This is a genomic window from Micromonospora sp. NBC_00898 (assembly GCF_045207895.1).
Lineage (GTDB): Bacteria > Actinomycetota > Actinomycetes > Mycobacteriales > Micromonosporaceae > Micromonospora.
The window spans coordinates 544,918-562,121 of record NZ_CP108775.1; the positions used below are offsets into that span (position 1 = coordinate 544,918).

Here is a 17,204-nt window from a genome sequence, read left to right on the forward strand (position 1 = left end):
GGTGACGGACGGGAGGCGGCGCGCGCCGCGGATGCGGGTGATGACCGAGGGCGCCACGGTGACCCCGCTGGAGCTCTTCTTCGACCTGGTCTTCGTGTACGCGCTCACCCAGGTGACCGCGCTGATGGCCGCCGACCTGACCTGGGGCGGGCTGGGCCGCGGCATGCTGGTGCTGGCCCTGCTCTGGTGGTGCTGGTGCTGCTACGCCTGGCTGGGCAACACCTTGCGGGCCGACGAGGGCGTGGTCCGGCTGGCCCTGTTCGCCGTCATCGGGACCATGTTCGTGGTCGCGGTGACCATTCCCGAGGCGTTCGTGGACCTGCCCGGCGGGCTCTCCGGCCCGGTGGTCTTCGCCGCCTGCTACCTGGCCGTCCGGGTGCTGCACCTGGTGATCTACTGGCACGCCGCCCGGGGCGACGAGGGGCTGCGTCGGCAGTTGCTGCGGGCCGCGCTGCCGATGCTCGGCGGGGCGACCCTGCTCTTCACCGCCGCGCTGCTGCCCCAGCAGCTCAGCGACGACCCGCAACGGGTCGTCGCGATCCGCACCCTGCTCTGGGTGCTCGCCCTCGCCATCGACTACGGCGGCATCATGGCCATCGGCGCCCGGGGCTGGCAGCTCTACTCCGCCGCACACTGGACGGAACGGCACGGCCTGATCATCATTATCGCGCTCGGCGAGTCGCTCGTCGCGCTCGGCGTCGGGGTGACCGCGCTGCCCATCTCCTGGCCGATCATCGTCGCCGCCTTCCTCGGCATCACCGTCGCCGCCGCGCTGTGGTGGGCGTACTTCGATGTGGTGGCGATCGCCGCCGAGCGGGTGCTGCACCGGGCCCAGGGCGCCGAGCGGGCCGCGCTGGGCCGGGACTCCTACACCTACCTGCACCTGCCGATGGTCGCCGGGATCATCCTGCTCGCCCTCGGCTTCAAGAAGGTCCTCGCGTACGTGGGGGACGAGAGCCACCACCGGCTGACCGACCCGCTGCACGGCCTGGGCCTGCTGGCCCTCTACGGCGGGGTGATCCTCTACCTGCTCGGGCACCTGGGGTTCCGGCTGCGCAACATGGGCTCGGTCAACTGGCCCCGGGTGGTGGCGATGGTGCTGCTGGTGGCGCTGCTGCCGGTGGCCGACCACCTGCCGGCGCTGGCCGCCCTCGGGCTGCTCGCGCTGGTCTGCGCCGCGATGGTGGCCGTCGAGGTGGTGCTCTTCGGCGAGGCCCGCCGGGCGCTGCGGGACGCCTTCCTCGACGAGCACGGCGCGGGCGCGCCGCCCGGCCGCTAGCGCGAGCCTTTCCGACCTGCCCGGATCGGGCTCGGGCCGACCGCCGGGGCTGGGAGACTGCGCAGGTGGGGAACGGCGGCGGCACCCGGTGGTCGCGGGGCGTGCGGCCCGGCGCGCCGGGGTCCCGGACGACCCGTCTGGAGCTCTTCTTCGACCTGGTCTTCGTCTTCGCCTTCCTCAACGTCACCAGCCTGACCGCGAGCCTGCCCACCCCGGTCAACCTGTTCCGCTGCCTGCTGGTGCTGGCGCTGCTGTGGTGGTGCTGGACGGGCTTCGCCATGGTCGGCAACCTGGTCCGCGCCGACCAGGGCGTGCTGCCGGTGGTCGGCTTCGTGACCGTGGCCGCCATCTTCCTGCTGGCGCTGAGCATGCCGGGGGCGTTCGTCGACCGGCCCGGCGGGCTGAACGGCCCGCTGGTCTTCGCCGGCTGCTACTTCCTGGTCCGCGCGGCGCAGCTCGCGATCTTCGGCTGGGTGGCCCGGTCCGACCCGGTCCGCCGCCGGCGCTGGCTGCTGCTCGCCGCACTGCCGGTGGTCGCCTCGGCGTTGCTGCTCGCCGCCGGGCTGGTGCCCCAGCGGGTCGCCGACCGGCCCGCGGCGATCGCGCTCCAGCTCGCCCTCTGGACGGCGGCGCTGGTGGTGGAGTACGGCGCCGGGATGGCGCTGGGCGGCGCGTACTGGCAGGTGGTCTCCGCCGGGCACTGGGCGGAACGGCACGCCCTGATCATCCTGGTCGCCCTCGGCGAGTCGGTCATCGCGTTGGGGATCGGCCCGAAGTTCATCAGCGGCCTGCCGCTGAGCGGCCCGGTGGTGGTCGCCGCGGCACTCGGCATCGCCGTCGTGGCGGCGCTGTGGTGGGCGTACTTCGACACCCTGGCCTTCGCGGTCGAGCAGACGCTGCACCACACCCGGGAGCCGGCGCCGCGCGCCCGGCTGGCCCGGGACGTCTACACCTACCTGCACCTGCCGATGGTCGCCGGGATCATCTTCTTCGCCCTCGGCCTCAAGGACCTGCTCGCGGAGGCCGCGGAGTCCGACACGCCGACCTGGGGGGTGGCGCTCGGCGGCTTCTGGATCACCGTCCTGTACGGCGGGGTGGCTCTCTACCTGCTCAGCCTCGCGGCCTGCGCCCGGCGGGCGCTGCGGGCCGTGCACTGGCCGCTGCTGGCGGCGGTGGCGGTGCTCGCCCTGGTCGCCCCGGTGGCCGCCCGGCTGCCGGAGCTGGTGGCGCTGGCGCTGCTGGCGGTCCTCAGCGTCGCCGCCACGGTCGCCGAGACCGTGAGCGAGGACGGGCGGCGGCGCCAGGTCCGCCAGCTCGCGCTGGAGGAGGAGATGGACGCCGAGGTGGAGCAGAGCCGGTGGCGGCAGCGGCACCTGTGACCGCTGACGGACCGGCGGCCGTGCCCCGGGACGGAGGGGCACGGCCGCCGGCCGGTACGGGTGCGCTCAGAGCTCGGCGAGCGTCCCGGCGTACATCTTGTCGATCTCGGTGGCGAAGTTGCTCTCCACGCCCCGGCGCTTGATCTTCATCGACGGGGTGATCTCGCCGTGCTCGATGGTCAGGTCGCGCGGGAGGATGGTCACCTTCTTGATCGTCTCCCACCGGTTGAGCTTGGCGTTCAGCTGGGCCACGTACCCGTCGACCATCGCCTGCGCCTCCGGGGAGGCGACGATCTCCGCGTACTCCCGGCCAGCGAGGGGGCCACCGGCCGCCCAGCCCTTGATCGCGTCCGGGTCGAGGGTGACCAGCATGGTGCAGTAGTTCCGGGCCTGCCCGATCACGATCGCCTGCGAGGTGTACGGGCAGATCGCCTTGAACATGCCCTCGATGTGCGACGGCGCGATGTACTTCCCGCCGGAGGTCTTGACCAGGTCCTTCTTCCGGTCGGTGATGCGCAGGTAGCCGTCGTCGTCCAGGCTGCCGATGTCGCCGGTGCGGAAGAAGCCGTCCTCGGTGAACGCGGCGGCGGTCTCCTCGGGGAGGTTGTGGTAGCCGCGCATCACCGGCTCGCCGCGGACCAGGATCTCACCGTCGGTGTCGATCCGGCACTCAAGGTCGCCCATCGGCCGGCCGACGGTGCCGATCCGCAGCCCGTCCGGCGGGTTGACGAAGTTGCCGGCGCTGGTCTCGGTGAGGCCGTACCCCTCGGAGATGGGCAGGTTGGCGGCGGCGAAGAAGGTGGCGATCTCCGGGCTCAGCGGCGCCGCGCCGGAGACCAGCACCCGGATCCGCCCGCCGAGCCGGGCCTGGAGCTTGCTGAACACCAGCTTCTCGGCCAGCGCGTACTTCAACTTCAGCCCGGCCGGGACCGGCTTGCCGGCCTGCTCCAGGGCGACCTTCGCCTTGCCGACGCCGACCGCCCAGGCGAAGATCTTCGCCTTCGCGCCGCCGGCGTCCTGCGCGGTGGTGACCGCCCGGTTGTAGACCTTCTCGAAGACCCGGGGGGCGCCGCACATCAGCGTCGGCTGCACCACGGCGAGCAGATCGACCAGCTTGTCCACCCGGCCGTCGACGTACGTCGGCAGGCCGACGTGGGTCGAGCCGCAGAGCAGGGTCTTGCCGAACGAGTGCGACAGCGGCAGCCAGAGGTACTGCAGGTCGTCGTCGCGCAGCAGGCTCGTCTCGGCCTGCACGACGGCCTCCCAGCACCAGCCGCCGTGCAGCAGCTCGACGCCCTTGGGCTGGCCCGTGGTGCCGGAGGTGTAGATCAGGGTGGCCAGGTGCTCCGGCCCGATCCCGGCGACCAGCATGTCGATCAGGTCCGGTTCGGCCTCCAGGGCCCGCGCCCCGCGCTCCTCCAGCTCGGCCAGGGTGAGCTGGGGGACGGCGGCGGCCGGGTCGGGGGTGCCGTCGAAGAGCACCACGTGGGTCAGCGCCGGCAGTTCGGCGCCGGCGATCTTCGCGGCCTGGGCCGGGTTCTCGGCGAAGAGCACCCGGGACCCGGAGTCGGCGATGATGTAGGTCGCGTCCTCGGGCTCGGTGGTCGGGTAGACGGTGGTGGTCGCGCCGCCCGCGCACATGATGCCGAAGTCGGCGATCACCCAGTCCAGGCGGGTGTTGGCCAGGATCGCCACCGGATCCTCCAGGCCGACGCCGAGCCCGTGCAGCCCGGCCGCGACCGCCTTGGCGCGCCGACCGACCTGCTCCCAGCTCAGCCAGACCGGTCCCGAGTCGTCGGGGGCGGGGTGGGCGAAGGCGCGACGGTCGGGGGTCGCCGCCACGCGCTTGAGGAACATGTCGGGGATGGAACGGTACGGTACATCGAGAGCCATCGCTGTAGCCGCCTTCGGGGGTGGACAGGACGTGACGGGGGTCACGCCATTCTGCGGTTACCGAAGAGTATTGCCTGCACCGGGGCAGCGGCTAGCCCTCCCATTCCACGGCGGCCGGCGTCCCGGGACGTGGAACGCCGGATCAGGCGTACCGGGAAACGGTGAGCGACCAGTCGTAGGTGGCCCGGATCCAGTTCCGGCGGGTCACCAGGAAGGCCTGCACCGACTCGTCCCCGGCGCCGGTCAACGCGGCCTCCCGCTCGGCGTACGTGGCCAGGCCCGCGTTGAACCGGTCGGCCGCCGCCCACAGCGCCGCCTCCTCGCCCTGCCGGCTCTCCCCGGCGATCGTGGTCACCAGGTTGTGCACGTCCGGCGCCATGCCCAACTCCTTGCCGTAGGAGAACAGGTCGTTGCACCAGCAGACCAGGTCCGTGGCGAGACCGTCCAGCGCGGCCAGCGCCGGGTCGGCCCGCCGACCCGCGCCGGGCAGACCGTCGTAGGCCAGGTCGGTCAGGGTGAAGCTGGGCCGGGCGCCACCGGTGTGCCGGCGCATCTGCACGTACTCGGCCACCCCGGGCACCCGGCGGTGCTCCCGGTTCGCCGCCTCCCAGAGCAACGCCAGCAGGTACTCCCGGAGCTGGCTGATCAGCCGCAGCAGCAGCGCCGGCCGGTCCAGCGCGCGGACCCGCCGGCACAGGTCGTCCAGCCCGATGCCGAGCGGCCCGGCCGCCACCGGCCGGGGCGCCGTCGGATCACCGTGCCGGTCCAGCACCCCCAGCAGGTCCGCCACCGTGGGCGCGAGCCGGGTGGGGCTGGCGCCCAGCCCGTCCTCGTCGCAGGCGTCGTCCATCACGAACAGCCAGGAGATCAGGTCGGTCAGCAGCCGCAACCGGTCGACCGGCGCGTCCGGGCAGGCCCGGCCGGCCAGCTCCGCCGGGGCGGCCCCGCGCAACCGGCGCAGCCCGCCCGCCGTGGCCACCAGGCCGAGGTCGCGCGCCCACCCGGTGCTCTCCCCGGCGACCAGTTCGACGGCGGCGTGCCGGCGCGCCGGGAAGGGGGGTTCGCGCAGTGCCGAGACGGCGAAACTCCGCATCCGTGCCCCCTACCCACCGCCCGCGGGCGGGGCGGCGGGCAGCAGCGTACGGGAGCACAAATCGGTCCCGATCGCTGGGTCGAGGTCCGTTCAGATTCGCCCGTGACCGTTTCCGCACATTCGGTCAGAAGCCCAGGCTGGCCCTGCGCAACCGGTCGGCCGGGGTGGCCGGACCGTCGATCTGCACCCGGGACACCCGCTGCCGGCCGGACAGGAAGAGGGCCAGCTCGCCCGGCGCGCCCACCAACCGCAGCCGCTCCCCGCCCCGGCCGACGGTGAGCTCGCCGAACCCGGGCGCCTGGACGAGCAGGTCGGCGGGGAACCGGCGCAACGCCACCGGGCCAGCACGGCGGCCCGCTTCCACAGCACCGCCGACAGGCCGGCCGGCAGGTCCCGGGGCAGCCAGCCCGGGCGGGCCCGCCGCACGTCCTCGTGGTGGATGAAGAACTCCATCGTGTTGACCAGCTCGTCGGTGAGCGGGTTGCTCACCGGGCTCCAGGCGGGCGGGCGCCGGACCCGCGCCACCAGCTCCGGGTACGGACGGGCGGCGACCCGCCGGCGGACCGCCTCGGCGTACCGGCGCAGCGGCGGCAGCAGGATGCCCGCGGCGGCGTCCGGCCGTCGCTCCCGCACGACCAGGTGCGCGGCGAGATCCCGGCAGCGCCACCCCTCGTTGATCGTCGGCGCGTCCGGGCCCACGTCCAGCAGCAGGTCGGCGAGCGCCTCGCGCTCCGATCGGGCGTACCGCGGCATGGCCCGATCGTAGGGTCGCGGCGGCGTTTCGGCGCGCCGGAGGCGGCCCGGCGCCCCGGCGGGCCGCTCGGTGTCCGCCCACGACGGCGCCGGCCGCCCTGGTCGGCGGGCCGCCGGCCGTAGGAGTGACGCTGGACATATCCCCTCCGGGTCGGCGGAGCTGGCACCGACCGGTAAGGATGAGGGAGATAATTGCGGCTTACGGCGGGGGAGAGCGTGGCGAGCGGGACAAGTCGGGACGTCCTCGGCAGAGGGCTACGGGTCCTCGGTCGGGCCATCCGGGAACAGCCGCGCATCTTCACGGTCGCGGTGACCGGGAGCGTGCTCTTCGGCCTCATGGTGATCGCCAGCGCGTTCGTCGTCGGCCGGGTGGTCGGCGACGTCGTGGTACCGGCGATCGCCCGCGGCTCCGTCGGCGCCGGGGTGCTCGCCCTGGCTGCCGCGTCCCTGTTCGGGATCAGCGTGCTGCGGGTGGTCGGCATCTTCGGCCGCCGGCTCGGCGCCGGCTACATGCAGTTCCGGCTCCAGGCCGCCTACCGCCGGCGGGTCACCCGCCGTTACCTGGACCTGCCGCTGTCCTGGCACCACCGCAACGCCACCGGCACGCTGCTGTCCAACGCCAACTCCGACGTCGAGGCGGCCTGGTACCCGATCGCGCCGCTGCCGTTCGCGGTGGGCACCCTGGTCATGCTGGTCGGCGCGGTCGTGTCGCTCTTCCTCACCGACTGGGCGCTCGCCCTGGTCGGCCTCGCCGTCTTCCCCGCGCTCTTCGCGCTCAACGTGGTCTACTCCCGGCGGATGGCCCCCCGCCAGGCCCGGGCCCAGCGGCTGCGCGCCGAGGTCAGCGGCATCGCCCACGAGAGCTTCGACGGCGCCCTGGTGGTCAAGACGATGGGTCGGGAGGCCCAGGAGACCGGGCGGTTCGCGTCCCGGGCCGGCGAGCTGCGCGACGCCCTGATCGCCGTCGGCAAGCTGCGCGGCATCTTCGACCCGATGCTGGAGACCCTGCCCAGCCTCGGCACCCTCGCCGTGCTGGTGGTCGGCGCGGTCCGGCTCCGAGCCGGCGCGATCAGCGTCGCCGAGCTGGTCAGCGTCGCCTTCCTCTTCACCGTGCTGGCCTTCCCGGTCCGGGCCATCGGCTGGGTGCTGGCCGAGCTGCCGCGCAGCGTCGCCGGCTGGGACCGGGTGCGCCGGGTCCTCGACGCCACCGGCGAGATGCCGTACGGCGACACCGTCCTCGACCCGGCCGAGCCGACGCCGGCCACCCTCGACTTCCACGACGTGCACTTCGGGTACGAGCCGGCCGAGGCGCACCTGCCCGGCGCCGAGGTGCTCGGCGAGGTGACCTTCACCGTGCCGGCCGGGAAGATCGTCGCCCTGGTCGGGCCCACCGGCTCCGGCAAGTCGACCATCGCCTCGCTCGCCGTCCGGCTGGTCGACCCGCGCGCCGGCGCCGTCACCCTGGACGGCGTCGACGTCCGCGACCTCACCGCCGCCTCGCTCGCCTCGACGGTCGCCCTGGTCGCCCAGGTGCCGTTCGTCTTCGACGACACCGTTCGGGCGAACATCGCCCTGGACCGTCCGGGCATCGGCGACGACGAGGTGTGGGCCGCGCTGCGGCTCGCCGAGGCCGACGGGTTCGTCGCCGCCCTGCCCGACGGGCTGGACACCATGGTCGGCGAGCGCGGCACCTCGCTTTCGGGTGGGCAGCGGCAGCGGCTCACCCTGGCCCGCGCGCTCGCCGGCCGGCCCCGGCTGCTGGTGCTCGACGACGCCACCAGCGCGGTCGACCCGCGGGTCGAGGCGGCCATCCTGGCCGGCCTGCGCGCCCCGAGCGGTGGGCCGGGCGCCGCCGCGTCGATCCTGGTGGTCGCGTACCGGCGGGCCACCATCGCCCTGGCCGACGAGGTGATCTACCTGGAGCAGGGGCGGGTGCTGGCCCGGGGCACCCACACCGAGCTGCTGGCCACCGTCCCCGGCTACGCCGACCTGGTCACCGCGTACGAGCAGGCGGAGCACGACCGCGAGCAGCCCCGCACGTACGACGAGGTCACGCCGTTGACCTCCGGCCTGGAAGTCGAGGTTGACCGGTGAGCACCACCACCAAGGAGCCGGCGGAGCGCACCGAGTCGACCTGGCGGACCCTGCGGCGAGGGCTGGCGCTCTCCCCGGAGCTGAAGACCGGCCTGGCCGGCACCGTGGCGCTGGCCCTGATCTACATGGTCGGCCGGGTGGCCGTCCCGGTCGCCGTGCAGCGCGGCATCGACCACGGCATCCTCGGCGGCCTCGACCTCGGCGTGGTGTGGCGGGTGGTCGCGATCACCGGCGCCGTGCTGGTGGTCACCACCACCTGCGGCTACCTGATGATGCGCCGGCTCTTCACGGTCAGCGAGACCGCCCTGGCCGGTGTGCGGACCCGGGCGTTCCGGCACGTGCACGACCTGTCCATGCTGCACCAGCAGTCCGAGCGGCGCGGTTCGCTGGTCTCCCGGGTGACCAGCGACGTCGACCAGATCACCACGTTCCTGCAGTGGGGCGGCGTGATCCTGATCGTCAACCTGGGCCAGCTGGTGGTCACCACGATCGTCATGCTGGCGTACTCCTGGCAGCTCACCCTGGTGGTGCTCGCCGCGTTCGCCCCGGCGGTGCTGGTGATCCGGTTGCTCCAGCGCCGCCTCGCCGGCGCGTACGGCCTGGTCCGGCAGCGGATGGGCACGCTGCTCGGCACCATCGCGGAGAGCGTCGTGGGCGCACCGGTGATCCGGGCGTACGGGATCGCCGGGCGGACTGCCCGGCGGCTGGACGCGGCGATCGAGGGGCAGCGGCAGGCCCAGCAGCGGGCCATCCGGATCAGCATCGTGGGCAGCTCGGTGGGGGAGCTGGCGGCCGGCCTGGCGCTGGCCGGCGTGGTCGTCGTCGGGGTCAGCCTGGGCGTCGACCGCACCCTGTCGATCGGTCAGCTGACCGCGTTCCTGTTCCTGGTGACGCTCTTCATCCAGCCCGTGCAGATCGCCACCGAGGTGCTCAACGAGGCGCAGAACGCGATCGCCGGCTGGCGCCGGGTGCTGGACGTGCTGGACGTCGCCCCGGACGTGGCCGACCCGGGCACGCAGGGGCGCGAGCTGCCGCCCGGCCCGCTGGACATCCGGTTCGCCGGGGTGACCTTCGCCTACCCGGGCGGCCCGCCGGTGCTGCACGACGTCCGCCTGGACATCCCGGCGAAGAGCCGGGTGGCGGTGGTCGGCGAGACCGGCAGCGGCAAGACCACCTTCGCCAAGCTGCTCACCCGGCTGATGGACCCGACCGCCGGCGAGGTGCTGCTCTCCGGGGTGCCGCTGCGGCAGGTCCGGTTCGACTCGCTGCGGTCCCGGGTGGTGATGGTGCCGCAGGACGGTTTCCTCTTCGACGCCACCGTCGGAGAGAACGTCCGTTTCGCCCGGCCGGAGCTGACCGACGCGCAGCTCACCGCCGCCTTCACCGAGCTGGGCCTGGCCGACTGGCTGGACGGGCTGCCGGCGGGACTGGACACCCCGGTCGGCGAGCGCGGCGAGGCGCTCAGCGTGGGAGAACGGCAGCTCGTCGCGCTCGCCCGCGCCTACGTCGCCGACCCCGACCTGCTGGTGCTCGACGAGGCGACCAGCGCGGTCGACCCGGCCACCGAGGTACGCCTCCAGCGCACCCTGGATGCGGTCACCCGGGGCCGGACCACCCTCGCCATCGCCCACCGGCTCTCCACCGCGCAGGCCGCCGACGAGGTGATCGTGGTGGACCGGGGCCGCGTCGTGCAGCGCGGCCCGCACGACGAACTGGTCAAGGATCCCGAGTCGATCTACGGCCTGCTCTACGCCTCCTGGCTGGAGCAGACCCGCTAGGAGCCGCCTCCCGACGGTGCCGGCCCCGCGCCCGGCGCCGTCGCCCGGCGCCGTCGACCGCGCCGTCGACCGCGCCGTCGACCGCGCCGTCGGCAGGGCCCGGAGGCTGCGCCCCCGGCTACCTGACCGGTGAGCGATATGCCTGAGAGGCATAAATATGACGGAGAGGCATATCGCTCACCGGCATGTCCACCGCCGGTGAGGTCACCCGTGGATGACACTCACCGCAGCCCGCAGCCCGCAGCCCGCAGCCCGCAGCCCGCAGCCCGCAGCCCGCAGCCCGCAGCCCGCAGCCCGCAGCCCGCAGCCCGCAGCCCGCAGCCCGCAGCCCGCAGCCCGCAGCCCGCAGCGGTCAGGCGGACAGGTCGCCGGTGAGGTAGCGCTGCACGGTCGGGCCGATCGCGGCGGCCAGGGTCTCCGGGTCGGCGGAGGCGACCGGCTCCAGCCGGACGACGTACCGGGTCATCGCCAGCCCGAGCATCTGGGTGGCCACCAGCGAACCGCGCAGCGGCAGCTCGGCCGGGTCGATGTCGAGGTGGTCGAGCACCCGGCGGAGCACCTGGGTGACCAGGAACTCGCGCATCATGCGGGCGGTCCACTCGTTGTTGACCGCCGACCTGAGCAGGGCGACCGCCGCGCCTCCGGCCGGTGAGTCCCACACCCCGAGGAACGTCCGCACCAGCCGCTGGCCGACCCCGTCCGGGCCGCCGGCCAGCACCCGCGGCAGCAGCTCGGCCGGGTCGATGGGCACGTTCATGGTGCTCCGGAAGAGCTCCTCCTTGGTGCCGAAGTAGTGGTGCACCAGGGCCGGGTCCACGCCGGCGGCGGTGGCGATGGCCCGGATCGAGGCGGCGTCGAAGCCGCGCTCGGCGAAGGCGGTCCGGGCCGCCGCGAGGATCGCCTCCCGGGTGTCCGGGTTGCCGGGCCGCCGGCCGGTCCGGCGGGCCATCATTCGCTGCGCCGGCGCAGGGTGGCCGCGGCGAGCACCAGCGCCGCCACCGCCGCGCCGGCCACGATCGCCAGGTCCCGCCACATCGTGGCGGTGGGGTCGACGTGCCGGCCCACCTCCTGCAGGGCCTCGACCGCGTACGACAGGGGCAGCGCGTCGCTGACCGCCTGGAGCCAGCCGGCCATCTCGCCGCGGGGCACGAACAGCCCGCAGAGCAGCAGCTGCGGCACCACCACGACCGGTAGGAACTGCACCGCCTGGAACTCGGTGCGGGCGAAGGCGCTGCAGAACAGTCCCAGGGCGACCGCCAGCACGGCGCTGACCGCCGAGATCAGCACCACCAGCCCGATGCTGCCGGCGGTGTCCAGGTCGAACACCCAGTACGCGATCACCGAGGCGATGCTCGCCTGCACCGCGCCGGCGAGACCGAACGCGATGCCGTAGCCGAAGAGCAGGTCGAGCTTGCCCAGCGGGGTGGTGAGCAGCCGCTCCAGGGTGCCGGTGGTGCGCTCCCGCAGCATGGCGATGCTGGTCACCAGGAACATGATGATGAACGGGAAGAAGCCCAGCATGATCAGCGCCACCCGGTCGAAGACGGCGGGCTGCCCCGGCGGGGTGGGCTGGTCGACGTACATGAAGTAGACCAGGGTCAGCAGCACGGTGGGCAGCACCACCAACAGGGCCACGGTGCGCCGGTCGTGACCGAGCTGACGCAGGATGCGGCCGGTGGTCGCGGCCAGGATGCGAATGTTCATGACGACTCCGCTCCGGCGTGCCGCGGGCTCGCCTCGTTGGCCCTGATCAGTCGGAGGAAGGCTTCCTCCAGGTCGTCGGCGCCGGTGGCGGCGCGGACCGCGTCGGGGGTGTCGTCGGCGATCAGCCGACCCTCGCGGATGAGCAGCAGCCGGTCGCAGCGGGCCGCCTCGTCCATCACGTGGCTCGACACCAGCAGGGTCGTCCCGGTGGCGGCCATCGCGTGGAACCGGGCCCACAGGTCGGCCCGGAGCACCGGGTCCTGGCCGACGGTCGGCTCGTCCAGGACGACCAGCTCGGGCTCGCCGACCAGGGCGCAGGCCAGCGAGGCCCGGCTGCGCTGGCCGCCGGAGAGGGTGCCGACGAGCTGGCCGGCGGCGTCGGCCAGCCCGACGTCGGCGATCGCCCGGTCGGCCTCGGCGTGGCCCCGGCCCTGCAGGACGGCGAAGTAGCGAGCGTTTTCCCGGACGGTCAGGTCGGCGTAGACGCTGGGCGCCTGGGTCAGGTAGCCGACCCGGCGGCGCAGCTCCGGCGCCCCGGCCGGTCGGCCCAGCACGGTGACCGTGCCCGACCTGATGGTCTGCACCCCGACGATCGCCCGCATCAGGGTGGTCTTGCCGCTGCCGCTGGGCCCGAGCAGCCCGGTCACCGTGCCGCGGGGCACCGCGCAGCTGATGCTCTGGAGCACCTGCCTGCGTGCCCGGTCGACGACCAGGTCCCGGACCGCCACCGCGTCCTCCATCGTCCGCCTCCAAAACTCATCATCCGTTGAAATCAACGGTAGATGAATTACGGCCCTTCGCGCAACGGTTGACTTCGAGTGCGCTCCAACTGGAAGCCTTGGGGGCGTGGACATCAGCACGCGCGACATGAGCCTCACCGTCGGTGAGGCGGCGGAACGGGTCGGCCTGACCACGTACACGCTGCGCTGGTACGAGCAGGAAGGGCTGGTCGCCCCGGTCGGACGGGACTCCGCCGGGCGGCGGCGCTACACCGAGAGCGACGTCAACTGGCTGTTCCTGCTCACCCGGCTGCGCCGGACCGGGATGCCGGTGCGGGACATGCGCCGCTACGCGGAGCTGGCCCGACAGGGCGACCGGACGCTCGGCGCCCGGCGGGCGCTCTTCGAGGCGCACCGGGCCCGGGTGCTGGCGCGGATGGCCGAACTGGAGGAGGACCTGAAGGTGCTCGACTACAAGATCGACGCGTATCGCAGGGCTGAGGAGGAGATGGCATGATCCGGCGACGAGTGGGCGCGACCGGGCCCGAGGTCTCGGCGATCGGCCTGGGCTGCATGGGCATGAGCTTCGCGTACGGCGGGGCCGACGACGCCGAGTCGACGCGGACCCTGCACCGGGCCCTCGACCTCGGCGTCAACCACCTGGACACCGCCGACATGTACGGCTTCGGCGCGAACGAGCGGCTGCTCGCCCCAGTCGTGCGGGCTCGTCGGGACGAGGTCTTCCTGGCCACCAAGTTCGGCAACCGGACCACTGGCGACAGCTTCGGCGGCACCGGCACTCCGGGCGCCTTCGTGGACAGCAGCGCCGCCTGGACCCGGGAGGCCTGCGACGCCTCGCTGAGCCGGCTCGGCGTGGAGACCATCGACCTGTACTACCTGCACCGGCGCAACCCGGAGACCCCGATCGAGGAGACCGTCGGCGCGCTGGCCGAGCTCGTCGCGGCCGGCAAGGTGCGGCTGATCGGACTGTCCGAGGTGAGCCCCGCGACGCTGCGGGCCGCGCACGCGGTGCACCCGATCTCGGCGGTCCAGATGGAGTACTCGCTGTTCAGCCGGGACGTCGAGGGGGAGATGCTGGACACCTGCCGGGAGCTGGGCGTGTCCCTGGTGGCGTACTCGCCGGTCGGGCGGGGGCTGCTGACCGGGGCGATCACGGGTCGCGACCAGCTCGCCGCGGACGACTGGCGGCGGAACGTGCCGCGGTTCGCCGAGGACAACCTCGACGCCAACCTGCGGCTGGTCGAGGCAGTCCGGGCGGTGGCGGCGGAGATCGGCTGCTCGCCGGCCCAGGCGGCGCTCGCCTGGCTGCTGGCCCAGGGCGACGACATCCTGCCGATCCCGGGCACCAAGCGGGTCCGCTACCTGGAGGAGAACGCGGCGGCGGTGGACATCAAGCTCACCCCGGAGCAGCAGGCCCGGCTCGGCGAGGCGGTGCCGGTCGGTGCGGTGGCCGGGGAAAGGTACACCGAGGCAGGAATGCGAACCGTCGGGCACTAGCCGTGAACGCGGCCGCCGGGCCGGCGCGCGCTCCGTGCCCGGCGGTCGGGACACCGCGCCGGTCCCGGCGCCGCGTGCGGGACAATGGGTCACTGTGCCCGCCTCTGACGCGCCGCTGACCGGCGCCCCCGCCACCTCCGGCGAACCCGCGGCCCCCGGCCCGGTCCGCCCGTCCCGGCTCGACCCGGCCATCGTCGCCCGGTTGCGCCGCACCCCCGACGGCCTGGTGGCCGCGGTGGTACGCCAGCACGACACGGGTGAGGTGCTGATGGTCGCCTGGATGGACGACGAGGCGCTGCACCGCACCCTCACCACCGGCCGGGCCACCTACTGGTCGCGCAGCCGGCAGGAGTACTGGGTCAAGGGCGCCACCTCCGGCCACCACCAGCACGTGCGCTCGGTCACCCTGGACTGCGACGGCGACGCCCTGCTGGTGAGCGTCGACCAGGTCGGCGCGGCCTGCCACACCGGGCACCGGACGTGCTTCTTCACCGAGCTGCCGGTGGCCTCCCCGGAGGCGGCCGCATGACCGACGGCGCGGTCAGCCCGGACCAGGCGACCTTCACCGACCTGGCGGCCCACTGGCGGGTCGTCCCGGTCACCCGGCGGCTGCTCGCCGACGCGGAGACCCCGGTCGGGGTCTACCGCAAGCTCGCCGGCGGACCCGGCACCTTCCTGCTGGAGTCGGCCGAGCAGGGCGTCGGCTCGGCCGGGATGGCCTGGTCCAGATACTCCTTCATCGGCGTGCGCAGCAGCGCCACGCTGACCGAGCGGGACGGCGTCGCGGTGTGGACCGGCGAGCCGCCGGCCGGCCTGCCCGTCGACGGCGACCCGGTCCGGGTGCTGCGGGAGACCGTCGCGGCCCTCGGCGGGCCGGCCTGGGACCCGGCCAGCGGCATGCCGCCGCTGACCGGCGGCATGGTGGGCTACCTCGGGTACGACCTGGTCCGCCGCTTCGAGCGGCTGCCCGAGCTGACCGAGGACGACCTCGGCGTGCCGGAGCTGGGCATGATGCTCGCCACCGACCTGGTGGTGCTCGACCACTACGACGGCTCGGCGATCCTGGTCGCCAACGCGATCCTGCCGCCGCCGGACGCGCCGGACCGGGCGCCCCTGGTCGCGGCGGCGTACCACCACGCGGTGGGGCGGTTGGACGCGATGACCACCGCGCTGTCCCGTCCGATTCCGCCCATGATCTCGACCGTCGACCGACCGCCCGCCGACGAGGTGGTCAGCCGCACGCCCGACGGCGGCTACCCGAAGGCGGTCGAGGCGGCGAAGGAGGCGATCCGGGCGGGCGAGTGCTTCCAGATCGTGCTCGCCCAGCGCTTCGAGCGCCAGACGCACGCCGACCCGCTCGACGTCTACCGGGTGCTGCGCACCACCAACCCCAGCCCGTACATGTACCTGCTGCGCTTCGACGGCTTCGACATCGTCGGCTCCTCGCCGGAGGCGCACCTGAAGGTGAGCACGGGCGCGGACGGCCGGCGGCGGGCGCTGCTGCACCCGATCGCCGGCACCCGGCCGCGGGGCGGCACCCCGGAGGCCGACGCCCGGCTCGCCGCCGAGCTGCTGGCCGACCCGAAGGAACGTTCCGAGCACGTGATGCTGGTCGACCTGGGCCGCAACGACCTGGGTCGGGTCTGCCGGCCCGGCACGGTCGAGGTGCCGGAGTTCGCCACCATCGAGCGGTACAGCCACGTCATGCACATCGTCTCCACCGTGGTGGGGGAGTTGCGGGCGGACCGCAACGCGTTCGACGCGCTCGCCGCGACCTTCCCGGCCGGCACCCTCTCCGGCGCGCCGAAGGTGCGGGCCATGGAGATCATCGAGGAGCTGGAGCCGGTCCGGCGCGGCCTCTACGGCGGCACCGTGGGCTACTTCGGCTTCGGCGGCGACCTCGACATGGCGATCGCCATCCGCACCGCGCTGATCCGCGACGGACGGGCTTACGTGCAGGCCGGGGCGGGCGTGGTGGCCGATTCCGATCCCGCCGCGGAAGACCAGGAGACCCGTAACAAGGCCGCCGCGGTGCTCGCCGCGATCGCCGCCGCCGAGACCCTGAGGCCGGCCCGATGAGCGAGCCGACTCCGACCGCCGCGTCGGTCGCGCGGGGCCGGCGCGAGCTGACGTACGCGGTGCTGCTCTGCCTGGCCGGCGCGGGCCTGGCGTTCTGGGCGGCCACCCGGACCTGGTCGGTCGAGTTGACCGCCCGCGGGTCGCTGCCGCCGTCCCGGCACGCCCGCACCGGCGCGGACCTGCTGCCGTGGCTCTCCGCGCTGGCGCTGGTCGCGCTGGCCGGCGGTGGCGCGGTGCTGGCCACCCGGGGTCGGGTCCGGCGGCTGCTGGGCGGGCTGCTGACCCTGCTCGGCCTGGCCGTGGCGGCCGGCGGCGGGTACGGCTTGACCGCCTCCTTCGACGGTGGGGTCAGCCGGCAGTGGCCGGCGTTCTGCCTGGTCGGCGGGCTGATCGCGGCGGCCGGCGGCCTGCTCACCGCGCTGCGCGGCGGCGACTGGCCGGCGATGGGGACGCGCTACGAGCGGCCGGCCCGGTCGGCGGAGCAGCCGGCGACGGACGGCCCGGCGGTCGGCCGGGGCACCCGGGACGCCTGGGACGCGCTCGACCGGGGTGAGGACCCGACGGTCAGTTGACCGACTGCGGGTGGCGCACCTCGTGGCGGTCCCGCGCGGCGGCCCGGGCGGCGGCCAGCTCGGCCACCAGGCGGTCCAGCTCCCGGCGCTGCTCGGCGCGGGCCCGGTCGGCGCAGACCGCCTCCCAGGCGTTGCCGCGCGCGGTCCGCGTCCGGCCGTCACCCACCATCGCCCGTTCCAGGGTGTGCACCACGCCGACGGCGAGGGAGGCGACGGTCCGGGAGATGGTGGTCAGTCCGATGGTCTGGTTCGGCCCGTTGGTGCTCATGGTCACCCCGCACGAGATCGTTGGCGACGGTTGGCGGACGCCTCATCGAGTCTGCCCGAGGAAGATGCTCGCCGG

At 74.1% G+C, this 17,204-nt stretch carries 15 protein-coding genes and 1 pseudogene; 9 read left to right on the plus strand and 7 right to left on the minus strand.

Annotation, left to right across the window (positions count from 1 at the left end):
* Window position 1: 1 nt before the first annotated feature.
* Window positions 2-1,279 (plus strand): low temperature requirement protein A, encoded by a 1,278-nt coding sequence (locus OG799_RS02625; protein ID WP_406042712.1) that lies wholly within the window; start codon window positions 2-4, stop codon window positions 1,277-1,279.
* 65 nt (window positions 1,280-1,344) lie between these two features.
* A complete protein-coding gene (locus tag OG799_RS02630; protein ID WP_406042714.1) occupies window positions 1,345-2,658 on the plus strand; it encodes a low temperature requirement protein A in 1,314 nt (437 codons plus the stop codon).
* A gap of 66 nt (window positions 2,659-2,724) precedes the next feature.
* Here the strand turns inward: OG799_RS02630 and OG799_RS02635 are convergent, their stop codons facing one another.
* The 3 genes and pseudogenes from OG799_RS02635 to OG799_RS02645 form a co-directional block, all read right to left on the minus strand.
* A complete protein-coding gene (locus tag OG799_RS02635) occupies window positions 2,725-4,551 on the minus strand; it encodes an AMP-dependent synthetase/ligase (RefSeq protein WP_406042715.1) in 1,827 nt (608 codons plus the stop codon).
* Between the two features lie 142 nt (window positions 4,552-4,693).
* The gene (locus OG799_RS02640; RefSeq protein ID WP_406042717.1) at window positions 4,694-5,644 is read right to left on the minus strand and encodes a terpene synthase; all 951 of its coding nucleotides are present in this window, start codon (window positions 5,642-5,644) and stop codon (window positions 4,694-4,696) included.
* Between the two features lie 124 nt (window positions 5,645-5,768).
* Window positions 5,769-6,397: pseudogene (locus tag OG799_RS02645) on the minus strand (TIGR03085 family metal-binding protein).
* 216 nt (window positions 6,398-6,613) lie between these two features.
* Here OG799_RS02645 and OG799_RS02650 point away from each other — a divergent pair.
* Together OG799_RS02650 and OG799_RS02655 are read left to right on the plus strand one after the other, a co-directional pair.
* The gene (locus OG799_RS02650; protein WP_406042719.1) at window positions 6,614-8,491 is read left to right on the plus strand and encodes an ABC transporter ATP-binding protein; all 1,878 of its coding nucleotides are present in this window, start codon (window positions 6,614-6,616) and stop codon (window positions 8,489-8,491) included.
* Window positions 8,488-10,269 (plus strand): ABC transporter ATP-binding protein, encoded by a 1,782-nt coding sequence (locus OG799_RS02655; protein ID WP_406042721.1) that lies wholly within the window; start codon window positions 8,488-8,490, stop codon window positions 10,267-10,269. The genes OG799_RS02650 and OG799_RS02655 overlap by 4 nt, the downstream gene beginning before the upstream one ends.
* Before the next feature lie 352 nt (window positions 10,270-10,621).
* Here OG799_RS02655 and OG799_RS02660 read toward each other — a convergent pair whose 3' ends face one another.
* From OG799_RS02660 to OG799_RS02670, 3 genes are read right to left on the minus strand one after another with little or no spacing between them, the layout of a single operon-like run.
* A complete protein-coding gene (locus OG799_RS02660; RefSeq protein WP_406042723.1) occupies window positions 10,622-11,218 on the minus strand; it encodes a TetR family transcriptional regulator in 597 nt (198 codons plus the stop codon).
* Complete coding sequence (locus OG799_RS02665) at window positions 11,218-11,973, minus strand: ABC transporter permease (RefSeq protein ID WP_406042725.1); 756 nt, start codon at window positions 11,971-11,973, stop codon at window positions 11,218-11,220. Before OG799_RS02665 ends, OG799_RS02660 begins: the two co-directional genes overlap by 1 nt.
* Window positions 11,970-12,713: an ABC transporter ATP-binding protein gene (locus OG799_RS02670; protein ID WP_406042727.1), complete on the minus strand. Its 744-nt coding sequence runs from the start codon at window positions 12,711-12,713 to the stop codon at window positions 11,970-11,972. The genes OG799_RS02665 and OG799_RS02670 overlap by 4 nt, the downstream gene beginning before the upstream one ends.
* A gap of 106 nt (window positions 12,714-12,819) precedes the next feature.
* Between OG799_RS02670 and OG799_RS02675 the strand changes: the two genes are divergently transcribed.
* From OG799_RS02675 to OG799_RS02695, 5 genes are all read left to right on the plus strand, one after another.
* On the plus strand, window positions 12,820-13,209 hold the full coding sequence (locus OG799_RS02675) for a MerR family transcriptional regulator (protein ID WP_406042729.1): 390 nt from the start codon (window positions 12,820-12,822) through the stop codon (window positions 13,207-13,209).
* Complete coding sequence (locus OG799_RS02680) at window positions 13,206-14,210, plus strand: aldo/keto reductase (RefSeq protein WP_406042731.1); 1,005 nt, start codon at window positions 13,206-13,208, stop codon at window positions 14,208-14,210. Before OG799_RS02675 ends, OG799_RS02680 begins: the two co-directional genes overlap by 4 nt.
* Window positions 14,211-14,304: 94 nt before the next feature.
* Window positions 14,305-14,739: a phosphoribosyl-AMP cyclohydrolase gene (gene hisI, locus OG799_RS02685; protein WP_406042733.1), complete on the plus strand. Its 435-nt coding sequence runs from the start codon at window positions 14,305-14,307 to the stop codon at window positions 14,737-14,739.
* Window positions 14,736-16,289 carry an anthranilate synthase component I gene (locus OG799_RS02690; RefSeq protein ID WP_406042735.1) on the plus strand — a complete coding sequence of 518 codons (1,554 nt, stop codon included), beginning with the start codon at window positions 14,736-14,738 and terminating at the stop codon, window positions 16,287-16,289. Before hisI ends, OG799_RS02690 begins: the two co-directional genes overlap by 4 nt.
* Complete coding sequence (locus OG799_RS02695) at window positions 16,286-16,861, plus strand: Trp biosynthesis-associated membrane protein (RefSeq protein ID WP_406042737.1); 576 nt, start codon at window positions 16,286-16,288, stop codon at window positions 16,859-16,861. The genes OG799_RS02690 and OG799_RS02695 overlap by 4 nt, the downstream gene beginning before the upstream one ends.
* On the opposite strand, the gene OG799_RS02700 is transcribed toward OG799_RS02695, so the two are convergent.
* A complete protein-coding gene (locus OG799_RS02700) occupies window positions 16,854-17,129 on the minus strand; it encodes a hypothetical protein (protein WP_406042739.1) in 276 nt (91 codons plus the stop codon). The two genes, OG799_RS02695 and OG799_RS02700, sit on opposite strands and share 8 nt — an antisense overlap.
* Window positions 17,130-17,204: the final 75 nt, after the last annotated feature.